Raw genomic sequence first — 15,457 nt, 5'->3', positions numbered from 1 at the left:
TGCCAAGGCACTATATACCATAACCTTCACAGATGGTTACACGGAACAAGAAATTCGCGCTCTTGTTGGCAGAGGTTCTATAATTAGCACTGCCGTGGCGCACATTTTTGAACTAGATCAGGCTGCAGTCGCTGAGGCATGGCCGAAACTCAAGGCATGGCTAGACAGCACTCTTGGGTGCTCGGATGACCTTGAAGGGATACTATTTCTGGTCGGTCTACATGAATCAGGGCGGGAATTCGAACCTAATTTGGACAAAGCATCAAAACAGCGTCTGGTCAATGAAGGGACTTATTGTGTTTTGGAATGTCTGGGATGTTTTGAGAGGGTGGGACAGGAAGTGGACGGCTACTGGATTTGGGAGCCCCATGAAGATTTGCCAGAAGACATGAGTTCCACAGAGCAGGACTTGCTGCTACGCGCAGGTATTCTCCGCTATTTTGACCATTATCTGAATCCATGAAATTCATCCAATTTTCATTCTTCCCCCTGTTTATACTCGCGATGATGACTACCAGCAGCTGTCAGACGCAGACCGTTAATGGACTGCCCTCGACCAATTTCTTCGAGATCTCCACTTCCATGGGGACAATGGTGATTGAGCTCTATGATGATACTCCAGTTCACAGGGATAACTTCAAAAAGCTCGCGAACGAGGGATTCTTTGACGGAACCACGTTCCACCGCGTGATTGGCGGATTCATGATCCAGGGAGGGGATCCAAATTCGAAGGATGACGATCCCACGAATGATGGGTCGGGGGGGCCCGGCTATACTCTTCCTGCAGAGATCCTTCCAGGGCGTTACCATAAGCGAGGTGCACTTGCAACTGCACGGTCGGGGGATAATATGAACCCGGAGCGAGAGTCCAATGGGAGTCAGTTTTATATTGTTCACGGCAGTATTTATCCCGAAGAATTCCTGGACCAATTGCAGAGTCGAGCACAGCAGATGATTCCAGACTCAACATTTGAATACTCTGCCGAGGCTAGAGCAACCTACATGAATGAGGGAGGTGCGCCCATGCTTGATGGCATGTATACGGTTTTTGGCGAGTTGGTTGAGGGCTACGAAGTGCTGGATCGAATCACGCGAGTGCTGACTCCGAATCGAGCTGGCCAGCGAGGTAGCCCTATGGGTGACATGCCCATGGTAGAGGTTAAAATGGAGGTTCGTCCGTTGCCCGGTTATGACAGATAGTTCTCAACCACGCCAGTTTTCAGATCAGGAGCAGGTGCGTCGGCAGTCAAGGGAGGCCCTAGAAGCCAGCGGAATCAATCCGTACCCGTATGCATGGCCGGTGAGTGACCATGTTGCTCCTGTAGTGGAGGGATTCGATGAAACTGCTCCCACGAAAGTCGTGTTCATGGCAGGTCGCCTGATGAGTCGGCGGATCATGGGAAAAGCATCCTTTTTTGATCTCCAGGATGCAACAGGACGAATGCAGGTCTATGTTCGAAGGGACGACATGCCAGACGGGTTCTATAACGAGATCTTCAAACGTCATATTCATATTGGTGACATTGTTGGGGTTGAAGGGCACGTATTTCGGACACGCATGGGTGAGGTTACCGTGCATGCATCGAAGCTAGAACTTCTCGCCAAGGCACTGCGCCCGCTTCCCATCGTCAAAGAGCAGGAAGGGACTGTATTTGATGAGGTCACCGAAAAGGAATTTCGGTACCGGCAGCGCTACGTAGACTTAACTGTCAATCCACATGTACGGGAAGTCTTCGTCCAGCGCGCACGAATGATTACAGCTATTCGAAAGTTTCTTGATGAGCAAGGCTTCATCGAAGTTGAAACTCCCGTTTTGCAACCAGTCTACGGTGGAGCATCTGCACGGCCGTTTAAGACGCATCATAATGCGCTGGACATGCCACTCTACATGCGCATTGCCGACGAGTTGTACCTGAAACGGTGTATCGCTGGCGGGTTTGATGGGGTCTATGAGATTGCCAAAGACTTCAGGAATGAGGGTTTGAGTCGATTCCACAACCCAGAGTTTACCATGCTGGAGTTATATGTCGCGTTCAAGGATTACGTTTGGATGATGGACCTAGTGGAAGAGCTGATTGAATCGGTTGCCACGACTCTGCACGGCTCTACTCGTGTGCAGTGGGGGGAAGAAGAGATTTCGTTTGAACGGCCATGGCCGCGCATTCCGTTCTTTGAAGCAATCGAGAAAAAAACCGGACATAATCTGTATCAACAAAGCCGGGACACGATTTTAGAGGTGGCCGACTCTCTGGATATAGAAACCTCATCCTCAATGGGGATTGGTAAATTGCTGGACGAAATTTTTGGTGCTGCGGTTGAACCTGATCTGATTCAACCTGCATTCATTACGGATTATCCACTTGAGTTAAGCCCCCTTGCCAAGCGGCACCGGAGCCAGGAGGGCTTGGTCGAGCGATTTGAAATGTTCGCAGGTGGGAAAGAGTTGTGTAACGCGTTCAGCGAACTCAACGACCCAGACGACCAGCGAAGGCGTTTTGAAGAGCAGCTTCGTCTTCGAAAAGGAGGAGACCTCGAGGCAATGCAAATGGACCATGATTACCTACGTGCGCTTGAATATGGTATGCCCCCCAATGCCGGATTGGGTGTGGGGGTTGACCGACTGGCCATGTTGATGACCAATCAAAGGAGTATCCGTGACGTGATCTTGTTTCCGCTGATGCGCCCCGACTAAAACCTTCTGCGGCCGGGATTAACAATGGTTCTAGTCAGATCTTTGGCCTGGACCTAATCCCTGCGAAGGACACGGGATCGTTTGGCTGCCCGTACGTTGCGCTTAAAGCCTTCATACTTAGCCCGTTTCACGGCACTTCCTCTGAAGCGTTTTCGAAAGGCTTCAAGATCCAGTTCTTCCCATTCTTCAAGCGGGGTATCCTGGATTCCTTCCCGGGGTAGGAATCGGGAATCCTTCGTTTGGCGACTGAATTTATTCCAGGGACATACATCCTGGCATATATCGCATCCAAAAATCCAGTCTTCCTGCTGCGACATGATTTCCTCGGGCAATGAATCCCCGCGGTGCTCGATAGTCCAGTACGAAATGCAGCGGTTCGAATCCACTACGTACGGCTGATAGATCGCATCCGTTGGACATGCATCAATGCATCGGGTACAGGATCCACAATGATCGTACGTAGCGGGATCATCACAGGTAAGCGGCACATCAATGATCAGCGTCCCGATAAAAAACCAGGACCCAATGCGGGGATTGATCAGGTTGGTGTTTTTTGCAATCCATCCCAATCCACTACGCTGTGCCCAAACCTTGTCCATCACGGGAGCAGAATCAACAAAAACGCGGCCGGAAAGGGTTTTAACTTCCCCCTCCAGCCATGAATACAGTTCGTAGAGGCGCTCCTTCATGACTTGATGGTAGTCATCTCCCCATGCGTAGCGACTGATTTTTCCTGCATCTTCTGCATGGGTACCTCCCTGCCAGTAGTTATATAACACTGTTACAACCCGCTTCGCACCCGGGACCAGTTTTCGGGGGTCTACCCGTTTTTCGAAGTTCCGGGTCATGTAAGCCATGGATGCATGTTGCCCGTTCGCAAGCCAGACTTCAAGGCGTTTTGCCTCGTCATCCAATTGCCGCGCCTCCGCAATTCCGCATGCCACAAAGCCGAGTCTTGCAGCTTCAAGCTTGAGTTGTTTTGCCAGTTGAGACTGTTGATTATGGTCAAATACAGGCATTGGAGTATTGGAATCCCGCAGGATTGATCACCAGAAGAGCCAAGTCTAGGACAATTTCCCGATAGACGGCGTTCAGCTCAGAGTGCTCAAAATAAGGGCAATTTACTCACAAAGAAAGTCTGCCTCTTTGTGTTCAGAGAAAGGAAGGTTTGCTCATGTACATATTCCGATCATGTGGACTAGCTCAATCGGAACGCACAATCTTCTCGTTGTTGCCTTGGGGCAGGAGTAAACGCCGAAGATACAAATCCGTATCGGGGCAGACCTCCGGTTGTTGTTCGACTCAGGTACACAGAAGCCTGTGCGGGCAAAAAAAAGGTGCCCCGACATAGACCTGACGGAGCACCTTTTTAGAGGAACGGAAAGTTTTTAGTTCACGGGGATCGTGTCAACCCGTCGGAATTGACCCGCTGCCCCTTTCTTGGTTATCTGTCCCGCTGCTCCCATGCCCATGTCAGACATACGGGACTCATCAATGCCGTTGTCAACGTAGTACTGTCTGACCGCTGCTGCACGGTCCTCACTCAACTGCTGTGCATTCCGCTCGTCTCGGGATGCATAGCCTTCAATGCGCACATTCAGTTCGCAGTTCTGGAGGATTTCCAAGTTTTCCATGAGCTGCGTGCGACCAGCATCGGTGAGGACGGATGAGTTACGATCAAAGAACACCGTGTTCATTTCTGAAATGTCACAGTCGAAGCAACCTTCCTCCGTCACATTCACGGTAGTCGTTCGGCTGTCACTGCCCGCATCATTGGTCAGGGTTAAGGTTACGGTGTAAGTGCCCATTTGCGCATACGTATGAGACGGGCTGGCCTCTGTGCTACCTTGGCCATCACCGAAGTCCCACTGATAGCTGAATGGCTCGGATCCGCCCGTGTTGGCTGTAAAGGTCACACTTGGATCCTCGTCGCATATACTGACACTCTCCTTGTTGGTAGTGAGTGCAAGAATTTCGGCAGGAGCGATGACGGTGACACTACATGCACCAGTAGCCGTACCGCCTTCGTTCGTTGCAAAAAACATCACCTCGTACGTTCCCGCCTCTGTGTAGGTGTGAGTACCGGAGTCTCCCGCGGCTGTCCCGCCATCACCGAATTCCCAGCGCAATTCAGTCGGTTGCGTCGCAACCTCCATGTTCGTGACCGCAGAGAAATTTGCAGGAGTATCTGTCACGACCATCGTGGTCGGGCAGGTAAGCGCACCAACCTCAGGCGGAGTGACCGCAGCCGCAAAATTAATTTTTAGACCAATGCCTAGGGCGGTAAGTACATCCACCCCACCATATCCGTATTCCGATGTGCCGTCCAGTGCTTCATCACCGAAATGAAATCCTCCGTTGAGTTCTGCGAAGAATGACGTACGTGGATTAAGCGCGATGTCCACTCCTACCCCGGCAAGAGGGCCGAATGCACTCCCACTCTCTTCCGTTGTATAGGGTGCCTGATCCTGAGTCACATTTCCAAACGAGTACGACAAGCCAAAATTGAGGTACAGAGCCGTGCGCGTCGGTGCCTCTGCGAAAGTGTATCGACCAATCGCCTGAATCGAACTACGCATCGCATCGTCATTTGCTACTCCATCCGTGTCGTCAACCCTGGCCGGGAATTGTGTGATCACGGGATATTCTCCAGCAACGTATGCGAGACTGATTGAGAATGGGACGGAGAGCTGATACCCAAGCTCAAGGCCGACATTCCAAGGGATACCCACATCGAAAGCATCCCCATTAAAATTGAATGGCGATTGTTCATTGTCGCCAAGGTATGATGAAAACCCAAGTCTGGGTTTCACAAAGATATTACCTTCCGGGCGCAAATTCTTCATATAATCCTGTGCGACTGCACTTGGCAGGATTGTCAGAAGGAGTCCCAGTGAGAGGAATTTTACGGCTGTCCGAAAAAGATTTGATGAGAGGCTCATTGTACTTCTTGCATAAAATTTTGCGTGAATTGCGTTGATTCCACGAATCTAACGCGCGACTTTGTTCAAGTGTAATGAAATCTGAGATTTGTAATGCGCAGACTTATTGCGGTGAATAATCCCCTTTGTAACAAGTCTATCCAGATATGCCTGGGTCTCAGGGTAAAGGTCTTTTGCAACAGAAGCGTCCTCGGTTTGCAAGAGTCTCTTGACCATGGTTCGCATCCGGCTACGGTGTTCGCGGTTACGAAGGCGACGTGCCGCACTCTGGCGTACCCGCTTGACTGCTGAAGCGTGTTGGGGCATAGCATAAATGTGATTTTACGAATACACCTGCTACCAAATTTACATATGAATGTTCCTAATCCATCATTTTTCGCAAAAAAGCAGGGACCTTATCCGAAGGGGAGGGCTCTTTCTTTTTTGATGGAGCATCGTCCTCACTCAGGTACCTGATTTTTTGCTCTCCCAAGGTGATATTCTTCTTAGGCTCAGCTAATCCACGACGCTCCCATGCGGGTTTATCCAATACCTTAAGGTTGTCCTCACCTTTGTAGCCAAAGTCATCGTCCTCCAGACGTAATTTCTTGCTCTCCCGTCCCTTCGGTGTTTTCACTCGATCAAAACCAGTCGCAATGACAGTAATCCGCATCTTACCCTCCATCTCAGGATCAACGACCACGCCCGTGATGATCTCTGCATCTGTGCCGGCTTCATCCTTGATGACGGCCATTGCTGCGTTTACCTCCTTAATCGGTATAGACCCGGCGGTGAGATTGACCAGTACGTTCCGAGCACCCGCGATAGATACACCGTCCATAAGCGAGCTTGAAATCGCGTCAAGCGTGATCGTGGCGGCACCGGTTTTTATATCACCCGTTTCAACCCCCATGATCGCAGTGCCACTATCCTTGATCGTCGTGCGTACATCTGCAAAATCCAGGTTAATCAAGCCGGTCTTCGTGATTAGATCGCTAATTCCACGGGTGGCATCCGACAGGACATTATCTGCCCGCTGGAATGCCTCGGCAAGATTCGTTGTCTCATCTGCGATATCCAGTAGCCGCTCATTCGGAATTATAATCAAGGTGTCAACATTATTCCGGAGGCGATCAATCCCCGCCAGAGCATATTGCATCCGTTGCTTGTTTTCGAACTCAAAGGGCTTAGTGACGATCGCTACCACTAGGATTCCCAGCCGCCGTGCAATGTCGGAAACGATGCTGACTCCGCCGGTTCCAGTTCCTCCCCCCATACCGGCAGTCACAAAGACCATATCGAACCCGTGCAAGGCGGTTTCGATCTCGTCAATGCATTCCATCATAGCCTGCACACCCACATCGGGTCTCGCTCCTGCACCTAGGCCCTTGGTCAGCTCCCGACCAGCTTGAATTTTATGCTTCGCCAAGCTCTTCTTTAGATCCTGGGCATCTGTGTTGATGACCATAAATTCTACGGATTCCAAGCCATGTTCAATCATACTGTTGACGGCATTGCCGCCACCTCCGCCTATACCGACAACGCAAATTTTTGCAATGCCTTGGTATTCAGCATCAAACTTGAACCGAGTTTTTTTCTGTTTTTCCATGATCTCGTTAGTTTTCATTTTGATCAAAAAGGAAATGAGTTGTTTTAAAGTTCATCGAACCAGCCCTTCATGCGGCCGACGATTTTGCTCCACGAGCCCCCTCCCTTTTCGGAAGCGTCTATGGCACCAGGCAGTCTTCTGACGGAGCCATCTTGCGTGATAGAATTCATCATTTTCGGGGACAGTCCATAAAGAACCAGGCCGATACTTGTGGCGAACTTGGGGTCCGACACCTCTTGCCAGAGCCCGCCTCCCCGATGTGTAGGAAAGCCAACGCGTGTTTCGAGCCCAAGGACTTCGTTAGCCAATTCATTGGTTCCGGGGATCAATGAGCCCCCACCGGTCAGGACCGCACCAGCGGAGAGATGTTTGCCATATCCACTGCGTCGGATTTCAATCGCGGCGATCTCCAGGATTTCCTCCAGTCGAGGTTGAATGATCTGGGCCAATGTGCTGGAGCTGATCGTTTTTTCCTGCCTGCCCCCCAACCCGGGAATACGGATCTGATTGTCATCATCTGTGAGATCAACCATTGCACAACCAAATTGACATTTCAACTGCTCGGCATGATTGCGCATGACCCCCAGCCCCTTCCGGATATCCTCCGTTACATTGTTGCCTGCTACGGCGATGACGGCAGTGTGCCGGATCGTACGATCTTCAAAGACGGCAACATCGGTGGTTCCGCCCCCAATATCAATCAGGACCACCCCAACCTCCTTCTCATCTGGATGCAGCACACTGAACGAACTGGCCAGTGGCTCAAGCACGACATCAGTGACCTGATAGCCGGCTTTCTCAATGCACCTGTAAATATTTCTTGCTGCAGAGACCAACCCTGTGATGATATGCACATTGGCTTCAAGGCGTACACCGCTCATTCCGACCGGATCTAACACCCCGTCCTGACCGTCAACGATGAATTCCTGTGGGATAATGTGCAGGATCTCCCGATCCGCGGGCATCGCCACATGCGCCGTATCCTCAATCAATCGCTTGACATCTTTTTCCGTAATTGAGTGATCGCGGTTGGTAATCGTAACCACCCCTCGACTTTGGAAGCTTTGAATATGATCGCCGGCAATACCTACAATTACATTCTGAACTTCTACATCGGCTGCCCGCTCCGCTGCTGAGATCGCTTTCTGGACAGAGGCTACAGTCTTATCAATATTAACCACAACGCCCCGGTTCAGACCATCAGATTCGGCGATCCCGATCCCTAGCACATTAATCTTGCCTAATTCATCGGATTCGGCTACGACAGCACACACTTTCGTGGTGCCAATATCCATTCCGACTACAATTTGATCACTCATGGTTCGTGGTGTATAGCTATATCGGATTTTCTCTCGTTACGATTTGGCCTCGAAACCGCAGGTCAATGACCTCGACCATCAGGTCCTCGCGAGGTCGTATCTGCTGATCCCAGAATGCATACAACTTGTGCAGTCTCTCTTCCCATGCCGTATCCCCTAGATGCACTAACATGATCTGGTCTGCACCGGCAACACGCATAATCATGGTCAATTCGTTTTCTGTTACTTCAAATTCAGATATCAGGGAGTCGATCTCAGCAGGAAGCCGTGGTAGAAGGGCTAGAAGGTCCCGTACGGCTTGGTTTTTCACGGGAGATAGTGCACGATATGGATTCGTAGTCCCCCGCAAGAGTGGCACATCAAAGATTGCCTGTGGATGGGCAGGCATCATGTGGCCAAACTCGTCCAGATAGTATGCCGGACTTCCTGTTTCCTTAAGGGTCAACAGAAGTGGACGACGCTCCAGGACCTCTACCCGCATCATGCCGGTTGGATAACAGATCGCGCGCGCTCCTTGGACCCATGGATGCCGTTGTAGCCGGTCAACTACCAACTGGGTACTGAATGTACTATCAATCAGTCCATACATGGTAGCTGGATCTGTGTAATCAGTGCCTGTAATTGTAATCTGGGTACACGGGCGCTGCCACAGGTAGGACCACCCGCTGCTCGCTCCAACACAGATCAGGAGAGAGATTGCAAGAAAGGTCAGAATGCGTCTCTGTCTACGTGTCATGATCTTAGGCGGCTACGCTTCGACAAAGTTGTTCGGTGTACACGCGAGCCGTTCGCCAGATATCTCCTGCCCCCATGAACAGTACTACATCACCAGACTCACAGGTATCCCGCAAAATGGGTAGTACATCCTCCTTCCGCTTCGCGTAGCGAACATCGCGATGACCCCTGGCCGCAGCCAGTTCCGCAATCAGCTTCCCGGTGACTCCAGGGATTGGTTTTTCCCGGGCCGGATAGATCTCTGTCACAATCAGGATGTCCGCATTGAAAAATGAACGGGCAAACTGATCCTTGAAATCATTTGTGCGCGAATATAGGTGGGGTTGAAAAACCCCCACAATCCTGCGATCCGGATATCCCTCGCTTGCAGCCTTAAGGGTTGCAAGGACTTCGGTCGGATGATGGGCATAATCGTCGATGACCAGAATCTCATCCTTCTCCCCCAGAACCTGAAACCGCCGCTGGACGCCGGAAAAGAGCTCCAGCCCCGACTTAATGGAATCAAAAGCAATATCGAGCTCTAACCCGACGGCGACTGCAGCCAGTGCATTGCGTACATTGTGCAATCCGAGCGCTCGTAATTTAATAGATCCGAGTAGCTTACCGGACGCAAGCACATCGAAATGAGTAGACTGCCCCTTTTGTCTCACCCTTTCGGCCCGCACCATCGCCTGCCGCGCGGTGCCGTAGGTCACCAGCCTGCGGTCTATTCCGTCAATGATTGCCTGTACACCAGGATCATCCAGGCAGACGATGGCTGCTCCGAAGAAGGGCACACTCACGGCAAACGCAGTAAAGGCCTTATAGACTTCTTCAAGGTCGCCGTAGATGTCCAAATGATCTGCTTCAATGGTCGTGATTACGGCCAGGGCGGGGGTTAATCGCAGAAAGGCGCGATCATATTCATCTGCTTCAATCACAATAATATCCCCCTCTCCACTGACGGCATTACTGTTGAGTTCCGTCACTTTCCCTCCAACGATGACCGTGGGATCAAACCCACCTTCTGCGACCACACGCCCAACCATGCTAGTTGCCGTTGTTTTTCCGTGTGTGCCGGCTACACCGACACCATACTTCATACGCATGAGTTCGCCGAGCATCTCTGATCGGGAAATCAGTGGGATACGATGAGAAACTGCGGCCTGTGTTTCGGCATTTTGATTCACATCCACCGCAGACGAGTAGACGACTACATCTGCGCCACCGACATGTTTTTTGTCATGTCCTTCGTAAATGTGTGCTCCCTGATCTGCAAGTTTGTTGGTCAGTTCACTCAGGCTCAGATCAGAGCCGGTTACCCGGTATCCTCGCGCCAAAAGAACGGAAGCGATTGAACTCATTCCAATGCCGCCAATACCGACCATGTGTACATGACGGATTCGTCCGAGCCAGGGTTGTCGACGTTGCGAGTTCATGCTGATTCCTCCCATCCAACCAATGCCAGAATATCTTTTGCGATGGTCGTGGCGGCTTGAGGTTTTGCGGCTTTGCGTGCTCTGTCTGCCATCCTGCCTCTTCGTTCGGGGTCAGCCAAAAGGGCAGGGACCTGTATCAGGAGTGCATTCAGAAGATCCTCTTCCGGCACAAACATCGCCGCACCGATACGCTCCATACTGCGGGCATTTTTGGTCTGGTGATCCTCGGCTACATGTATGGACGGCACGAGTACCGCAGGAGTCGAGGTGCACAAGAGCTCACTGCATGTGAGGGCTCCAGATCGTGCCAGAACAAGGTCGCAGGCAGCATAAAACAACTCCATTCGGTCCACATACTTCATAACACGAAGCCTTGCATGCTCCTTCTTCCGCATTCGCTCGTAGTAGAGGTTGCCGGTTTGCCAGATGATATGAAGGTCAGGGGCGGAGAGCATTTGATCCGAAACCTGCCACATCGCTTCATTAATGGCTTGACTTCCCAGCGATCCCCCGAACACGAAAAGCACCTTCGCGGTCTGTGGCAGTTTTAGAGCTTTCCGGGCGGCTTCACGTGTAATTTTCGTCGCCAACTCCTTGCGTACAGGGTTGCCACTGATACGGCAACGCCCCTCGGGGAACCAGCTCTTTGCCTCTTCAAAAGCAATGTGTACCTGTGCTGCACGGCGTCCCAGAATACGATTGGTCACACCTGCGTAGGCATTCTGCTCCTGGGCAACCGTTGGACGTTTACGCATGCTGGCTGCCCACAATACCGGCCCTGACACATAACCGCCTGTCCCGACAGCAACATCCGCATCAAAGTCCTGAACCAACTGATAACTCTGCCAGAGCCCGGTTGCCAGCTTAAATGGGAATCCAGCATTTCGTAAGAGCTGTCTACGGTGAAACCCGCTGATCGTAATTGGATGAATTTCAAATCCTGCGTCCGGGACCGCGTTCCACTCTAGGTGATCCCGCGTTCCAGCAAATGCAATTGCACTCATCGGCTCCAGCGAGCGGATTGCTTGTGCAATGGCAATTGCCGGGTATACGTGGCCGCCCGTGCCGCCACCAGCCAGTAATATGCGAGGTGGTCTCATCGGCGGTCCAGTTGTCGGGAAATATTGAGTAGAATTCCAAGCAGAATGCCTGCAGCAAGCATCGAGGTTCCGCCATAGGAAATCAGTGGAAGCGGGAGCCCCGTTACCGGCAAGATCCCCACTGAGACCCCTGTGTGGACCAAAGTGTACAAAAACAAAATCGTTGTGCAGCCAACTGCCAGGAAAAGGCCCAGTGGATCTATTGCATCACGCGCAATCCGCAGAAAGCCCCGCAAGAGAATCATCACGAACAGTCCCAGGAGGACAAGACTTCCCAGGACCCCATACTCTTCCGAGATGATGGCAAAAATGAAGTCATTATAGGGGGTCGGCAGAAAATCCCGTTGGATACTTTTGCCCGGTCCTCGTCCGGTCCAACCGCCCATCGCAAGGGCAATCCTGGCCTGGTGTGCCTGATAGCCCTCTGCCTGTAAGTCGAACACTTCGGCTTCCTCCGTATTCGTGAAGATCTTCAGATTCAGGTAGGATTCGACCCGCTGAGCCCGGTTTGGAGAAGAAAGGAGCATCAATAACACGCAGGCAATGCTGAAGACGACACCTCCTCCGATGTGGAATAGGCTCACACGGCCGACATAGAGCATCAGCATCACAGAAACCAGGACGAGGAAGGCGGTTGACAGGTCCTCCAGGCCGATCAACACGACGGTTAGAAACGTCCAGAAAAATAGCGGAAGGACGCCCCTGGTGAAGTTATGGATGTATTCCTGCTTACGTACCAGGAGTACAGCGATGTTCAGGATCAGCGCAATCTTAGCCAGATCTGATGGTTGAACGCTGAAAAGACCAACCTGGAAGGCACGAGTAGCGCCTCCGTACGTGACCCCAAAAATGCGCACCAGCACCAGTAGGAACAAAGAACCTACCAGAAACAGTCGCGACCAGCGCGCAATCTGATGATAGTCCAACATACTGAAGACAATCATCGTCACGAGTGCAAGTCCCACCCGGAGTGTGTGACGCAAAAGGAATTGCTCCGTATCCCCATCTGCTTTCACTTCAGCCAGAAAAGCGATTGCACTGTAGACTGCCATAACCCCAATCGCGGAGATGACAAGCACGATCCAGAGGATATACCTATCCATCGGGGCTCGGTCCTGCAGATACAAGGTGTTGGTCTGTCTCGGCATGGTTAGAAACTCTCCACGATGCGGCGAAATCGTGCTCCCCGCTCTTCGTAGTTGGAAAACAGGTCAAAAGAGGCGCACGCCGGGCTCAACAGTACAACATCCCCGGAACTCGCACAGCTTCGTGCACTCTGGACGGCTTCGTCCAGAGTTTTGACCGCCAATGCATTTTTGGTATGAGGGCCAAGCTCTTTAAGCACCTTTTGTGCGCTTTCTCCGAACGCAACTACGGTATGTACTTTTTCGGAGATCAGTGGCTTGATAATCTCATAATCATTCCCTTTGTCCCGGCCACCTGCGAGCAGTACAATCGGTGCATGGAAACTCAGTAGCGCATACCAGAGTGCGTTCACATTAGTCGCTTTCGAGTCATTGACATAGGTGACCCCGCTCAATTGACGGATGACTTCCAGTCGGTGATCCACTCCGGTGAATCGTTGCAGGCTTTCACGCAGAACCGCATTCGTGAGTCCAACCGCCTGCCCTGCCAGTGCAGCTGCCAGAGAATTACTGATGTTGTGTGGGCCCGGGATCCCCAATTTCTCCGTGGGTAAGAGTGCGTGCTTCTGCAGATGGATCATGTCGCGAATTGCGCTCGCACCGCTCGAAAGCTCTACCTGGCTACTGAAGGGGAGCCCCTGCACATCATGGGTGGAGATAAAGTACTCGACGCGCTCCCGTACCAGCGTGTCATCGTAGTTATAGATCACTGTGTCTGCATCCGACTGGTTTTCATAGATGCGGAGTTTACTTTTGGCATAGTGTTCAAAGCTGCCACCGTAGCGATCCAGATGATCTGGTGTGATATTCAGGATCACACTCACGTCCGGCCGGAACGTGTCTATATGATCCAGTTGGAAGCTGGATACTTCAAGGACGACTACCGTGTCTGCATGTAAATTTTGTATATGTTCAGACAAGGGGCTACCAATGTTGCCCGCGACTACGGTATGCCGATCAGCAGTCTTCATCATGTGTCCTACAAGTGAAGCTGTCGTGGTCTTTCCATTGGTTCCGGTGACTGCTACAATCTGTCCCTTTGCGTACCAGGAGGCAACCTCAAGCTCCGAATAGACGGGCAGTCCTCGGGCAAGGGCGGCCTGCACAGGCTGAGCCGTCGTAGGTACTCCCGGACTGATCACCAGGAAATCTGCTGCCAGTGTTGCTTCTGTATGCCCATGGGCTTCCACTTCAATGCCCTGATTCTTGCACCATTTCAGCGTATCTGGATCAATAGGGCCATGATCGGAAAGCAATACTTTGGCACCAGTACGGGCCAATAGATCCGCGACTGCGCGGCCGCTCCGGGCAGCTCCCAAAACGGTAATGCGTTTCCCCTGGACGTTGTATGGCTGCATCATCGGATCCGGAGCGAGAGTAGGGTTGCCAACATGGTGATTACGGTCACAAGGCAGAAACGGGTAACAATTTTTACCTCGTGCATACCTTTTGCCTCATAATGGTGATGCAGGGGTGCCATGCGAAAGATCCGCTTCCCCGTGCCTGTCTTGCGACGGGTATAGCGGAAATAAGCAGTCTGCAGAATGACCGATAGGGTTTCGACAAAAAAGACGGCACAGAGCAGTGGTAACAGAAGCTCTTTTTTGACCATCACGGCGATGACCGCAATGGCAGCTCCTAAGGAGAGCGATCCAGTATCCCCCATAAAGACAGTCGCCGGATAGCCGTTAAACCACAGAAACCCCAGGCATGCGACACACATCGCGGATGCAAAGATGGTCAATTCCCCTGCGCCTGTCAGGTGCAGCACCCCCAGATAGGAGGAAAATCCTGCGTGTCCCGAGATATAGATGAGGACGACCAGTCCTAGGGCGATGATCGCGGCGACCCCTGCCGCCAGCCCATCGAGACCGTCCGTCAAATTGACTGCATTAGATGTGGCCGTAACAATGAATATGGTCATCGGGATGAATAAGAGCCATCCAAGATCCATCCCTCCCAGGAATGTATTGCCCAGAATGTTATAGTCGAGATGCCAATTCTGAACGAATGGCAGATCTGTCACGGACCGCGTCTCTTCAAATTGCGGATGGAAATACAGAATGAGCCCCACCAGCAGTCCCAGTCCGATTTGGCCGGTTAGCTTCATACGTGCCGCCAAGCCCGCTTTGTCTTTGTGAACGGTCTTGATGTAATCATCTGCGAACCCGAACGCGGCCATCCATGCGGTCGAAATGAGGATGAGCCAGACGTAGACCTCGCGCAGGTCTCCCCATAGGAGCGTTGCAATCATGATTGCACTGACAATAATCAATCCGCCCATCGTGGGGGTCCCACGTTTGTGTGAATGATCGACGGCGCCAGCGCTCAGCTCTGTGCGTACCTCTTCCCCGAGCTGATTGCGTACGAGCCAGCGAATCACATAGGGCCCAATGACCATCACGATGACGAATGCTGTGATAGCAGAAAGCGTCGCGCGTACTGTGATGAACTCCACGACCTGGAATCCCGGAGGATGAAACGCCTCTTCCAACCACTGTAACAGATAGTAAAGCAT

General features: G+C 51.8%; 14 protein-coding genes. 3 read left to right on the top strand and 11 right to left on the bottom strand.

The annotated features are described in order from the left end of the window. The first annotated feature begins 94 nt into the window (after positions 1-94). From F4Y64_02180 to lysS, 3 genes are read left to right on the top strand one after another with little or no spacing between them, the layout of a single operon-like run. Complete coding sequence (locus F4Y64_02180) at positions 95-463, top strand: hypothetical protein (GenBank protein ID MXX96407.1); 369 nt, start codon at positions 95-97, stop codon at positions 461-463. A 41-nt stretch (positions 464-504) separates the two neighbouring features. Further along, positions 505-1,200 carry a peptidylprolyl isomerase gene (locus tag F4Y64_02175; GenBank protein MXX96406.1) on the top strand — a complete coding sequence of 232 codons (696 nt, stop codon included), beginning with the start codon at positions 505-507 and terminating at the stop codon, positions 1,198-1,200. After that, complete coding sequence (gene lysS, locus F4Y64_02170; protein ID MXX96405.1) at positions 1,190-2,692, top strand: lysine--tRNA ligase; 1,503 nt, start codon at positions 1,190-1,192, stop codon at positions 2,690-2,692. The genes F4Y64_02175 and lysS overlap by 11 nt, the downstream gene beginning before the upstream one ends. Before the next feature lie 53 nt (positions 2,693-2,745). Here lysS and queG read toward each other — a convergent pair whose 3' ends face one another. The 11 genes from queG to F4Y64_02115 all read right to left on the bottom strand — a co-directional run bounded on the left by queG (position 2,746) and on the right by F4Y64_02115 (position 15,457). After that, positions 2,746-3,711, bottom strand: a complete 966-nt coding sequence (gene queG, locus F4Y64_02165; protein ID MXX96404.1) for a tRNA epoxyqueuosine(34) reductase QueG — start codon at positions 3,709-3,711, stop codon at positions 2,746-2,748. Positions 3,712-4,080: 369 nt separating this feature from the next. Continuing rightward, the gene (locus F4Y64_02160) at positions 4,081-5,634 is read right to left on the bottom strand and encodes a PKD domain-containing protein (GenBank protein ID MXX96403.1); all 1,554 of its coding nucleotides are present in this window, start codon (positions 5,632-5,634) and stop codon (positions 4,081-4,083) included. A 48-nt stretch (positions 5,635-5,682) separates the two neighbouring features. Then, entirely contained in the window at positions 5,683-5,940 is a 258-nt protein-coding gene (rpsT, locus tag F4Y64_02155; protein ID MXX96402.1) for a 30S ribosomal protein S20, read from the bottom strand. Positions 5,941-5,995: 55 nt separating this feature from the next. After that, on the bottom strand, positions 5,996-7,222 hold the full coding sequence (gene ftsZ / locus F4Y64_02150; protein ID MXX96401.1) for a cell division protein FtsZ: 1,227 nt from the start codon (positions 7,220-7,222) through the stop codon (positions 5,996-5,998). Positions 7,223-7,266: 44 nt separating this feature from the next. Continuing rightward, the gene (ftsA, locus tag F4Y64_02145; protein MXX96400.1) at positions 7,267-8,541 is read right to left on the bottom strand and encodes a cell division protein FtsA; all 1,275 of its coding nucleotides are present in this window, start codon (positions 8,539-8,541) and stop codon (positions 7,267-7,269) included. Positions 8,542-8,557: 16 nt separating this feature from the next. Beyond that, positions 8,558-9,277, bottom strand: a complete 720-nt coding sequence (locus tag F4Y64_02140) for a hypothetical protein (GenBank protein MXX96399.1) — start codon at positions 9,275-9,277, stop codon at positions 8,558-8,560. Between the two features lie 4 nt (positions 9,278-9,281). Beyond that, the gene (locus F4Y64_02135) at positions 9,282-10,694 is read right to left on the bottom strand and encodes a UDP-N-acetylmuramate--L-alanine ligase (protein ID MXX96398.1); all 1,413 of its coding nucleotides are present in this window, start codon (positions 10,692-10,694) and stop codon (positions 9,282-9,284) included. Then, positions 10,691-11,794, bottom strand: a complete 1,104-nt coding sequence (gene murG / locus F4Y64_02130) for an undecaprenyldiphospho-muramoylpentapeptide beta-N-acetylglucosaminyltransferase (protein MXX96397.1) — start codon at positions 11,792-11,794, stop codon at positions 10,691-10,693. Before murG ends, F4Y64_02135 begins: the two co-directional genes overlap by 4 nt. Next, a complete protein-coding gene (locus F4Y64_02125) occupies positions 11,791-12,942 on the bottom strand; it encodes a cell division protein FtsW (GenBank protein ID MXX96396.1) in 1,152 nt (383 codons plus the stop codon). Before F4Y64_02125 ends, murG begins: the two co-directional genes overlap by 4 nt. A gap of 2 nt (positions 12,943-12,944) precedes the next feature. Then, positions 12,945-14,297: a UDP-N-acetylmuramoyl-L-alanine--D-glutamate ligase gene (locus tag F4Y64_02120; GenBank protein MXX96395.1), complete on the bottom strand. Its 1,353-nt coding sequence runs from the start codon at positions 14,295-14,297 to the stop codon at positions 12,945-12,947. Continuing rightward, positions 14,297-15,457, bottom strand: a complete 1,161-nt coding sequence (locus F4Y64_02115) for a phospho-N-acetylmuramoyl-pentapeptide-transferase (protein MXX96394.1) — start codon at positions 15,455-15,457, stop codon at positions 14,297-14,299. The genes F4Y64_02120 and F4Y64_02115 overlap by 1 nt, the downstream gene beginning before the upstream one ends.

It is taken from the genome of Rhodothermaceae bacterium, assembly GCA_009838195.1.
In the GTDB taxonomy this organism is placed as follows: domain Bacteria; phylum Bacteroidota; class Rhodothermia; order Rhodothermales; family Bin80; genus Bin80.
Note: the sequence above shows the minus strand (reverse complement) of the source record. Positions and strands in the feature narration are given on the sequence as shown.

Bases quoted from the DNA above. Each gene is read 5' to 3' on its own strand.
- rpsT (MXX96402.1), bottom strand. From the start codon at position 5,940: ATGCCCCAACACGCTTCAGCAGTCAAGCGGGTACGCCAGAGTGCGGCA.
- ftsA (MXX96400.1), bottom strand. From the start codon at position 8,541: ATGAGTGATCAAATTGTAGTCGGAATGGATATTGGCACCACGAAAGTG.
- F4Y64_02160 (MXX96403.1), bottom strand. From the start codon at position 5,634: ATGAGCCTCTCATCAAATCTTTTTCGGACAGCCGTAAAATTCCTCTCA.
- queG (MXX96404.1), bottom strand. From the start codon at position 3,711: ATGCCTGTATTTGACCATAATCAACAGTCTCAACTGGCAAAACAACTC.
- murG (MXX96397.1), bottom strand. From the start codon at position 11,794: ATGAGACCACCTCGCATATTACTGGCTGGTGGCGGCACGGGCGGCCAC.
- F4Y64_02175 (MXX96406.1), top strand. From the start codon at position 505: ATGATGACTACCAGCAGCTGTCAGACGCAGACCGTTAATGGACTGCCC.
- ftsZ (MXX96401.1), bottom strand. From the start codon at position 7,222: ATGGAAAAACAGAAAAAAACTCGGTTCAAGTTTGATGCTGAATACCAA.
- F4Y64_02140 (MXX96399.1), bottom strand. From the start codon at position 9,277: ATGACACGTAGACAGAGACGCATTCTGACCTTTCTTGCAATCTCTCTC.
- F4Y64_02120 (MXX96395.1), bottom strand. From the start codon at position 14,297: ATGCAGCCATACAACGTCCAGGGGAAACGCATTACCGTTTTGGGAGCT.
- F4Y64_02135 (MXX96398.1), bottom strand. From the start codon at position 10,694: ATGAACTCGCAACGTCGACAACCCTGGCTCGGACGAATCCGTCATGTA.
- F4Y64_02115 (MXX96394.1), bottom strand. From the start codon at position 15,457: ATGCTTTACTATCTGTTACAGTGGTTGGAAGAGGCGTTTCATCCTCCG.
- F4Y64_02125 (MXX96396.1), bottom strand. From the start codon at position 12,942: ATGCCGAGACAGACCAACACCTTGTATCTGCAGGACCGAGCCCCGATG.
- lysS (MXX96405.1), top strand. From the start codon at position 1,190: ATGACAGATAGTTCTCAACCACGCCAGTTTTCAGATCAGGAGCAGGTG.